This window comes from Streptosporangium sp. NPDC006013, assembly GCF_040614275.1.
In the GTDB taxonomy this organism is placed as follows: domain Bacteria; phylum Actinomycetota; class Actinomycetes; order Streptosporangiales; family Streptosporangiaceae; genus Streptosporangium.
Window position 1 is genome coordinate 1 of record NZ_JBEXUE010000392.1, and the last position, 9,590, is coordinate 9,590.

The following is a 9,590-nucleotide window of genomic DNA, read 5'->3' on the forward strand; positions in this document are numbered from 1 at the left end:
GCAGTCCCGCGAGTCGATGATCCCCTCGCCGATCATGACGGCGATGGAGCGGGGGGTGATCGGCCGTTTCGAGGAGCTGACCCGCTCGACCAGCGACGTGCAGGACGCCCTGATCTCGATCCTGTCGGAGAAGTACATCTCCATCCCCGAGCTCGACACCGACAACATCGTGTTCGCCAAGCCCGGGTTCTCCGTCATCGCCACGGCCAACAGCCGTGACCGGGGAGTGAACGACCTGTCCTCGGCTCTGAAGCGGCGGTTCAACTTCGTCAGGATCCCGGTCGTGACGAGCAAGGCCAGCGAGGCGGAGATCGTCCGCTTCCGCACCACCGAGCTGCTGCGCCGCCACCGCATCGAGCTGGACCTGCCGCCCACGCTGCTGGACATCCTGCTGCAGAGCTTCGCCGACCTGCGCGCCGCGGCGGCCTCGGCCACCAGCGAGGACGAGAAGCTGGAGTCGGCGCTGTCGACCGCCGAGCAGATCGGCGTGCTGGAGGACGCCATCCTGCACAGCAACTTCTTCGGTGACCGCACCCTGCGCGCCCAGACGCTGGGCGGCGCCCTGGTGGGCTCGCTGGCCAGGCGCGCTCCCGAGGACCTGGCCATCCTGAACAAGTACTGGCACGGGGTCGTCGAGCCGCGCAGCAAGAAGGAGGGCGGGGAGTGGACGGACTTCCTCGAAGGCGGTCGCCAGGCGATCTCCACGCTGTCGTGACCTCCTTTCCACGACCCGTGGCATCACGCCGAGTTTCCCGCCCAGAGCCAGAGCTCGGGGTCTCCACGCCCGAGGAGATGTGATGAGCACCTTCGCCGCCCTGCGCGAGCAGCTTCTGGATGCCGCCACCGCCTTTGCCGGCGGCCCGGACGCGCTGCCTGAGATCCTGGCGGGCCTGGTCGACGACGTCGACCGGGCGCTGCGCGAGGAGCTGGAGATATTCCCGGTGTGTCACCACTCACCGGCCTCCGCGCTGGCCATGACGCGGCGGCTGCGCGACAGGCAGCCCAAGGTCATCTACCTGGAGTTGTGTGAGGACCTGCGGCCGCTGCTGGAGGAGCTGCGCAACTGCCGGCTGCCGGTGGCGCTGCAGGCGTTCGCCACCGAGCTGGAGGGCTTTCCGCCCGGCTCCGGCCCGCTGAGCGTTGTGGCGCCGCTGACCGAGGCCTCGGCGGAGTACCAGGCCATCGCCTATGCGCTGGACACCCCGGGTGTCGAGCTGGTGCTGGTCGACCGCTCGGCCGACCACGTCTTCCAGTGGCTGCCCCAGGAGGAGGCCGGGCCGGTCACCGCCGAGCGCGACGGCGACCTGCACGGCGATGCCGTGGGTGTCGAGGTGGGCGACCTGAGGCCGCGTTTCGCCGAGCTGGAGGAGCATCTGCTGCGCCACGGCAAGGTCCGCCACTGGTCGGAGTGGTGGGACCAGTACGTCGAGCAGCCGCTGGCCGGTGCGGACTACGACACCTACCGGCAGGCCATGGCGCTGATCGGCAGCCTGTTCCGGCGGCTGGGGCCCGGTGGCGAGCGGCTGGCCGGTGACGAGGAACGCGAGCGCCACATGTGGACCCGGATCCGCGAGCACCTGGCCGTCTCCGGCGCCGACCCGGCGACCTGCCTGTACGTGTGCGGTGCCTTCCACGCCGTCAGCACGGTGCCCGAGTTCGGCCTGGCGGCCGACGCGCCGGCGTACACCATCACCCCTCCTACGGCCACGCGCTGGCTGTACGGGTTGATCCCCTCCAGCCACTCGGCGATCGAGGCCCAGTTCGGCCTGGCCCAGGGGTCGGTGTCGATCGCCGCGGCGACCTGGGCCAAGGCGGCGACGCGCGGCGGCCTCACGCCGTACCGGCTGCGGGGGCAGCGGGGCACCCGCTCGCGGGCCGTGTCCCCCGCACGGGCCGCGGTGCCGGCCCCCGCAGGGCAGGTCACCGACCGGTTGTCGGGGTTCCTGGCCACGCCGCCCGTGCTGGACGGCCTGGACGAGGCCGAGCTGCGCGGCTGGTGTGTCGATATCGTGCGGCTGGCCCGCCGTAACGGCTACCTGGCCAGCACCGCCGACGCCATCGCGGTGTTCGAGACCTCGATCCTGCTCGCGGGGCTGCGCAACCGGGCCAGGCCGACGCCGTACGACTTCCAGGACGCGGCTGTCACGTGCATCGAGAAGGACGTGGTGCCGGGCCGTCGCGACATCCGCCGCCTGTGCGAGATCCTCCTGGGAGGCGACCGGATCGGCGAGGTCGGCTACGACGCGCTCCCGCCGCTGGCGCGCGACGTGTACGACCGGCTGGAACCGCTCGGGCTGGACCCGGGCAGGCGCACCCAGCAGCGGGCGCTGCTGGACCTGCGGGCCGATCCCGAACTGGTGCCGTGCTCGGACCTGCTGTGGATACTGCGCCAGCTGCTGCCCGAGGGCGCGGTCCGGCCCATCATGGGGGCGCGCCGCCTGGGAGAGCGGCCGATCCAGGAGAGCTGGGACCTGGCGATCGGCCGCCACCAGCGGTCGATCATCGAACTGGGCTACGAGGGCGTCACCGTCGAGCAGGTGCTGGAACAGCGCCTGCGCCGCAAGGTGTGGGAGCCCCAGGCCGGCGCGGGGGTCGCTCTGGCGGCGGTGGAGGACGCCATCCTCTACCTGGGCGGCCGCCGCTTCGCCGACGAGCTCGGCAGCCGCGCGGTGGAGCTGCTGGCGGCCGAGCGCACCGTGGACGATGCCCCCGAGGTGCTGCGCCGGATCCGCCGGCTGCTGGCGCACTATCGGGCCACCCAGCCGGACCTGCCTGCCTGGTGCGAGGCGTTCGTCACGGCCGGCTACGCGCACTACTGCACGCTGCTGCCGACCGCCTTCGTGGACGAGGACACCGGAGTCCGCCAGGTCGGTGCCATGCTCGGTTTCCTGTTCTCCATGGAGGGGCTCGCGCTGTCGCTGGGCTGTGACCGGGCCCAGCTGGAGCTGGCGGTGCGGCAGGCGCATCCGCAGGAGCCGGCCAAGATGGCGCTGCTGTGGGCGGCCCAGACCCAGCTGGGGCTGCTTTCGCAGGCCCAGCTGCGCGCCCGGTGTGACGAGCTGCTGGCCAACCCGCTCGTCATCCCCTCCTTCCCGCTCTATCTGAGCGGGTTCGTCCAGGCGCTCGAACCCGTTCCCGCCCTCGCGCCGTTCGTGGTCGAGGTGCTGTCCAAGGCCTTCGCCCGACTACCCGACGAGGTCCTGCTGCCGTGGCTGCCGACGCTGATCACGACGCTGCGCCGGCACGCGCTGGAGCTGGTCCCGGTGCTCGTGCGCGAGGCGGGCAGGACCTTCCCCGCCTCCCTGGCCGAGCTCGACGAGTGGGTCGCGCCATGGGAGAGGCCGGCCCGGCCCGTGGCACCGGCCCGGCCGGCGTCCGCGCCGAGCGGGCCGGTGGCCGGCCTGCTGGCCGGGCACCCGCAGGCGTGCGACGCCGTGGCGGCACTGCTCGGCTGCGTGGGGGAGTGGCCGACGACCACCGAGGGCATCGCGGGCACGGAGGGCACGGAGGGCACAGTGGGCACAGTGGGCGCGGCAGCGGGTGAGCTGCTCACCCGGCATCCGGCGACGACCGGCGCGATCGCGGTGCTGCTCACCGGCTGACGACGGGCGAAGCCGCTCGTCAGCGTGCCGCGAGGGCGGGCGTGTCCCCGCCGGGGGCACTCCCGGAGGGAGGGCGCCCGCCTTACCTGCGGCGGCGATGACGGCTGCCAGGGCGCGGTGTGGTCAGGCGTGTGGCCTCGACGCCGTCCTTCCCCGTCTGGCGCCTCCGGGGTCCGGAGGGTCGAAAGTCCCATGGGAACGGGACCTCCGGGACCTCGGCACGAGCCGTACGGCACTGCCTCCAGGCTCTGGAAAACGATGTGATGAGGGTGCGAAAGAAACCGGGAGACACCACAGAGAAGGGGAGCCGTCATGGCCACCACTCGCGGACGAGTTCACACCGGGCCGGTCATGAACGCCGCCCCCGTCACCCCCACCCCCGTCACCCCCGCCGCCGCGAGGCGCCCGGTCGACTACGTGTGGGCGATCGCCCGCATCGCCCTGGGCTGGGTGTTCCTGTGGGCGTTCCTGGACAAGACCTTCGGCTGGGGGTTCGCCACCCCCGCCGAGCGGGCGTGGATCGCCGGGGGCAGCCCCACCACCGGGTTCCTCAAGGGCACCGGGGAGAACGCGCTCGGCGGCCTGTTCGCCGGCCTGGCCGGGCAGGGCTGGGTGGACTGGCTGTTCATGCTCGGCCTGCTCGGCATCGGCGCGGCCCTCATCGTGGGGGCGGGTCTGCGGATCGCGGCCGCCGCCGGCGGGCTGCTGATGGTCCTGATGTGGGCGGCCGAACTGCCGCTGACCACCAACCCCTTCATGGACGAGCACCTCGTCTACGCCGTCGTGCTGGCCGGCCTGGCGATGGCTCAGGCCGGTGACACCCTCGGTCTCGGCAGATGGTGGGGCGCCACCCCGCTGGTGCGGGAGCACCCCGTCCTGCGCTGACCGGCCACCTCGGTGAAAGACCCGCTCCCGGCACGGGGGCGGGTCTTCCTGGTTTGACGCCGGCCGACATCCCCGCCGAGCGGCCTTGAACCGGACCGCGGTGGTGGTATCGGCGATGGCGACCGGACCGATGAGCGGTCGAGCATCCGTCCCACCAGGCGGAAATCTCAGGTCAAGTGCGGTTTCCAGGTCCGTTTCGGCCGCGCTCCCGGCGGCTTCGGGCTGGCTTGACGCTCCGCTTGGGGCAATTGTATGGTTACTTAGTAGGAAATATAGGAAATGTGTGATGCGGAAGCCGCTCTGTGACGGCGCGGTCACGGATCTCGGCTCGCGGACGACGGCGACGGCAGGGCCGAAGGAAGGGCGTCGATTCCTTGCGGCCGGTGCGGGATGCGGAAAACGCATCGATGACCACTGCTTTTTCTCCCGGCGGAGTGTCGCGTGGAATTAATGGAATATCCGGCCGAAGTCGATCAGTCGGAAAGGGTGCCCCTTCGAAAAGACGTGCGGAGCTCGGCGGTCCGTGAACCGTCGCAGCCGCGCTCCATGTCGCCGGACTTCTCACTGGAATTTCTCCGGAAACTCTTCGATGACGCGTGTTTCGACGAGAAGACGTCGGCACGGGTCGCGGACCTTCTCGACCAGTGGTCCGCGGGACAGGCGACAGCCCCGCGGTCGGTGAGACGACTGCTGTGGCAGGGGCGGGTGGACGAGGCGCTCCTGGCGCTGCGGAAGCCGAAGGGCACTGGCTCACCGGCGCTTGGACCGTTCCGTGAGCTGAGCGACTGGGTCTTCTGCTGGTATCCGGGTCTCCAGGTCCGCGCGCCTCGCGGCGAGATCGAGGTGACCACCGGGCTGGAGGGCATGCGGGTGCTGTCGGCCTTCCTGGACGGGCACGCCGACCAGCAGGCCGTCACCCGTGCCGAGCAGGTCCTGCGGCTGTGCCCGATGGGAGACGCGGCGCTGGAGCCGCTCACCGCCGCGCTCGCCACCCTGGTCTACGCCGACCGGGCGGACCTGGCCGGCCGGTGGTGTGAGCCGCTGCTCGAACAGACCACGACCCACTGCGCCCCGACCTGGCAGGGGATGTTCGCAGCGGTCCGGGCCGAGACCGCGATCCGCCAGGGCAGGCTCCTGGAGGCGGAGCGGTGCGCCCACGCGGCGCTCACCCACATGCCGATGGCCGCGTGGGGGGTGGGGCTCGGACTCCCGCTGGCCAGCATGGTGGCCGCCAAGGTCGGGATGGGCAAGTACGAGGACGCCGCACGCTATCTGGCGGTCCCGGTCCCTGAAGCCATGTTCCAGACTCCGGCCGGGCTGCACTACCTGTCCGCCCGGGGCGGTTGTCACCTGGCGACCGGCGCCGCGCAGGCCGCCCTCACCGACTTTCTGACCTGTGGAGACCTCATGCGGCAGTGGGGGCGCGACCTGCCGGGGATCGTCGCCTGGCGGCTCGGCGCCGCCCGGGCGCACCTGGAGCTGGGCCGGACCGGCGAGGCCAGGACGCTCATCGACGACCAGCTCGCCCTGCTGGGGCCCGCCCCGACCCGTACCAGGGGCATCGCGACACGCCTGCGGGCGGCGACGGTCGCCCTCGAGGCGCGCCCGGCCGTCCTGGAGGAGGCGGTGGAGGTCCTGCAGATCTCCCAGGACCAGCTCGAACTGGCCTTGGCGCTCGCGGAGCTCGGCCGTGCCCACTCCCGTCTCGGGCGGTCCCACCGGGCCAGGACCGTCGAGCGCAGGGCTCGCCACATCGCGAGGTCCTGCGGTGCGGAGCCGCTGATCGACGCGCTCTCGCAGAGCCCGCCGCGACCGGGCACACCGGGCGCGCCGGACGGTGCCGTCCCCGCGGACCCCGGCGACGTGGGACTGAGCGACGCCGAGCGCAGGGTCGCCACCCTGGCGTCCCAGGGATACACCAACCGGCAGATCTCCGGGAAGCTCTACGTCACGGTCAGCACGGTCGAGCAGCATCTGACCCATATCTATCGTAAACTCGGTGTTTCCCGCAGGGTTGATCTCCCGGCTCTTCTCGATTAGCAGCCCCTGTTTTAGGGGTCGCTAGGGGTACTCCATTGTCGGCCGAATAGCGAGGCTTGGAACAGCCTTTCTTGCCGGTTCACGATATGGAGCGAAGATGAGTCTCGGCCATTCGACGTCAAACGAATGGGGAATCGAGCCGACCGACGCGATCGCCATCGTCGGAATGGCGTGCCGGCTGCCGCACGCGCCCGATCCCGGTGCGTTCTGGGACCTGCTGCTCCAGGGACGCTCCGCGATCACGGAGGCGCCCGCCGGCCGCTGGGGTGAGACCGGCCCGATTCCCCGCTTCGGCGGGTTCCTCGACGACGTCGACCGGTTCGACCCCGAGTTCTTCGCGATCTCCCCGCGTGAGGCGGCCGCGATGGATCCGCAGCAGCGCCTCGTCCTGGAGCTGGCCTGGGAGGCACTCGAGAACGCCCGGATCCTGCCCGCCGACCTCGCGACCACCTCCACCGGCGTCTTCGTCGGCGCCATCGCCTCCGACTACGCCGCCCTGCAGCACCGGCAGGGGACGGACGCCATCACCCGCCACACGATGACCGGCCTCAACCGCGGCCTCATCGCCAACCGGGTCTCCTACGCGCTGGGGCTCCGCGGCCCCAGCCTGACCGTCGACTCCGCGCAGTCGTCGTCCCTGGTCGCGGTCCACCTCGCCGCGACGAGCCTGCGCGCGGGTGAGTCCACCCTCGCGATCGCGGCGGGTGTGAACCTGAACATCGTCGTGGACGCCACCATCGCCGCCGAGAAGTTCGGCGGCCTGTCACCCGACGGGCGCTGCTTCACCTTCGACGCCCGTGCGAACGGCTACGTGCGTGGCGAGGGAGGAGGCGTCGTCGTCCTCAAGCCGCTGGCCCGGGCCGTCGCCGACGGAGACCGGATCCACTGTGTGATCCGCGGCAGCGCCGTCAACAACGACGGCCACGCCACCGACCTCACCGGTGGCCTCACCGTGCCGAACCCGGACGCGCAGGCCGAGGTGATCCGGCTGGCCACCGAGCGCGCCGGAGTGGCACCCGACGCGGTCCAGTACGTCGAACTCCACGGCACCGGGACCAGGGTCGGAGACCCGATCGAGGCCGCGGCGCTCGGCGCCGCGCTGGGTGCGGGACGTGCTTCCCAGGACGCGCTCGTGGTCGGATCGGCCAAGACGAACGTCGGGCATCTGGAGGGCGCGTCGGGAATCGTCGGCCTGCTGAAGGTGGCGCTGAGCATCGGGCACCGGCGGATCCCGGCCAGTCTCAACTTCGAGACGCCGAACCCCGACATCCCCTTCGACCGGCTCAGCCTGCGCGTGCAGTCGGGCACCGGCCCCTGGCCACGGCAGGAGCGGCCGCTCGTCGCCGGGGTCAGCTCGTTCGGCATGGGCGGCACCAACTGCCACATCGTGCTCGCCGAACCACCGCCCGCCAAGGCAGGTATCGATCCGGCTCCCGAGGCCGAGGTGATCGCGTGGACGCTGTCGGGGGCGAGCGAGGCGGCGCTGCGCGGTCAGGCGGCCCGGCTGCACGCCTCCCTCACCGCGCGTGACTCCTTCGATCCGGCCGGCGTCGCGCTGTCACTCGCCACGACCCGGACGGTGTTCAAGCACCGGGCGGTGCTCGTCGGAGAGCGCGCCGAGGCCCTCGACGGCCTGCGGGCACTCGCCGGGGGAGATCAGGCGGCCTGCCTCGTACGGGGCGTGAGCCGGACGGCCGGCGGCACGGTGTTCGTCTTCCCCGGGCAGGGATCCCAGTGGGAGGGCATGGCCGCGGACCTGTCGCGCACCTCGCCGGTGTTCGCCCGGCACCTTCGGGCGTGCGCGGACGCGCTCGCACCGCACCTCGACTGGTCGCTGACCGATCTGCTCACCGGCCGCCCCGGCGCGCCCCCGCTGGAGCGGGTGGACGTCGTACAGCCCGCTCTTTTCGCGGTCATGGTCTCGCTCGCGCGGCTGTGGGAGTCGGCCGGCGTCCGCCCCGACGCCGTCATCGGGCACTCCCAGGGGGAGATCGCCGCCGCTCACCTCGCCGGTGCCCTCTCGCTCGACGACGCCGCCGCGATCGTCGCCCTGCGAAGCCAGGCCATCGCCACCGTCGCGGGCACCGGTGCGATGGCCTCCGTCGCGCTCGGCGCGGGCGAGGTACGCGAACGGCTGGCTCGCTGGAGCGACCGGCTCGGCGTCGCGGCGGTCAACGGTCCCGCCTCCACCGTGGTCTCCGGTGACGCCGAGGCGCTCGCCGAACTCCTCGCCGGATACCGCGACGAGGGCGTCCGGGTCCGCGAGATCCCCGTCGACTACGCCTCCCACTCGCCCCAGGTCGAGCCGGTGCGCGATCGCCTCCTCGACGCGCTGTCCGGGATCCGGCCCCAAAGCTCGGCCGTCGCCTTCTACTCCACCGTCACCGGTGGCCGGCTCGACAGCGCCGCTCTCAGCGCCGACTACTGGTACCGCAACCTGCGCCAGAGCGTGGAGCTGGAACAGGCGGTCAAGGCCGCCGTCGCCGACGGGCACCGCGCGTTCGTGGAGAGCAGCCCGCACCCGATCCTCACCGAGGGCGTCCGGGCGAGTGCCGACGACGTCCTGGCGATCGGTACGCTCCGGCGCGGCCAGGGCGGCCTGCGGCAGTTCCTCACCGCTCTCGCCCAGCTCCACGTGGACGGCGGAACCGTACGCTGGCCGGATGCCATCGGCGCCGGGGCGGTGCCGGTCGACCTGCCCACCTACGCCTTCCAGCGCCGGCGTCTGTGGCTCGACACCTCGTCCGCGCCCGCCACGCGCCCTGAGATCCTCAAGGACGCCGAGGAGGCCCCGGCGGCAGGGGACGCCCCGGCCTCGGCACTTGCCGCACGGATCGAGGGGCTCGGTGATCAGGAGCGGGACCGCGCGGTCCTGGACCTGGTCCGGACAAGCGCGGCGATCGTGCTCGGCCACCCGGCGGGGGACGCGGTCGGCGAGGATCTCACGTTCAGGGACCTCGGCTTCGACTCGGCGGCGGGGGTCGAGTTCCGTGACCGGCTGGCCGCGGCGACCGGGCTGCGCCTGCCCGCCACGCTCGTCTACGACCGCCCGACGCCGCAGGC

5 protein-coding genes are annotated in these 9,590 nt (G+C 72.1%); all 5 read left to right on the forward strand.

The features are described from left to right. Positions 1-715 (forward strand): AAA family ATPase (locus ABZ260_RS38805; RefSeq protein WP_355627457.1); only part of this gene is annotated, 715 nt, incomplete at its 5' end. Positions 716-797: 82 nt separating this feature from the next. Continuing rightward, on the forward strand, positions 798-3,602 hold the full coding sequence (locus ABZ260_RS38810) for a DUF5682 family protein (RefSeq protein WP_355627460.1): 2,805 nt from the start codon (positions 798-800) through the stop codon (positions 3,600-3,602). Between the two features lie 351 nt (positions 3,603-3,953). Then, positions 3,954-4,487 carry a hypothetical protein gene (locus tag ABZ260_RS38815; protein WP_355627469.1) on the forward strand — a complete coding sequence of 178 codons (534 nt, stop codon included), beginning with the start codon at positions 3,954-3,956 and terminating at the stop codon, positions 4,485-4,487. Positions 4,488-5,165: 678 nt separating this feature from the next. Continuing rightward, positions 5,166-6,527, forward strand: coding sequence for a helix-turn-helix transcriptional regulator (locus ABZ260_RS38820; protein ID WP_355627463.1), 1,362 nt, complete (start codon positions 5,166-5,168; stop codon positions 6,525-6,527). Positions 6,528-6,624: 97 nt separating this feature from the next. Continuing rightward, the coding region (locus ABZ260_RS38825) for a type I polyketide synthase (RefSeq protein WP_355627466.1) at positions 6,625-9,590 on the forward strand (2,966 nt) is incomplete at its 3' end.

What these genes read in the sequence shown, in the direction of transcription:
- ABZ260_RS38810 (WP_355627460.1), top strand. Translation starts at nt 798, where the DNA reads ATGAGCACCTTCGCCGCCCTGCGCGAGCAGCTTCTGGATGCCGCCACC.
- ABZ260_RS38815 (WP_355627469.1), top strand. Translation starts at nt 3,954, where the DNA reads ATGAACGCCGCCCCCGTCACCCCCACCCCCGTCACCCCCGCCGCCGCG.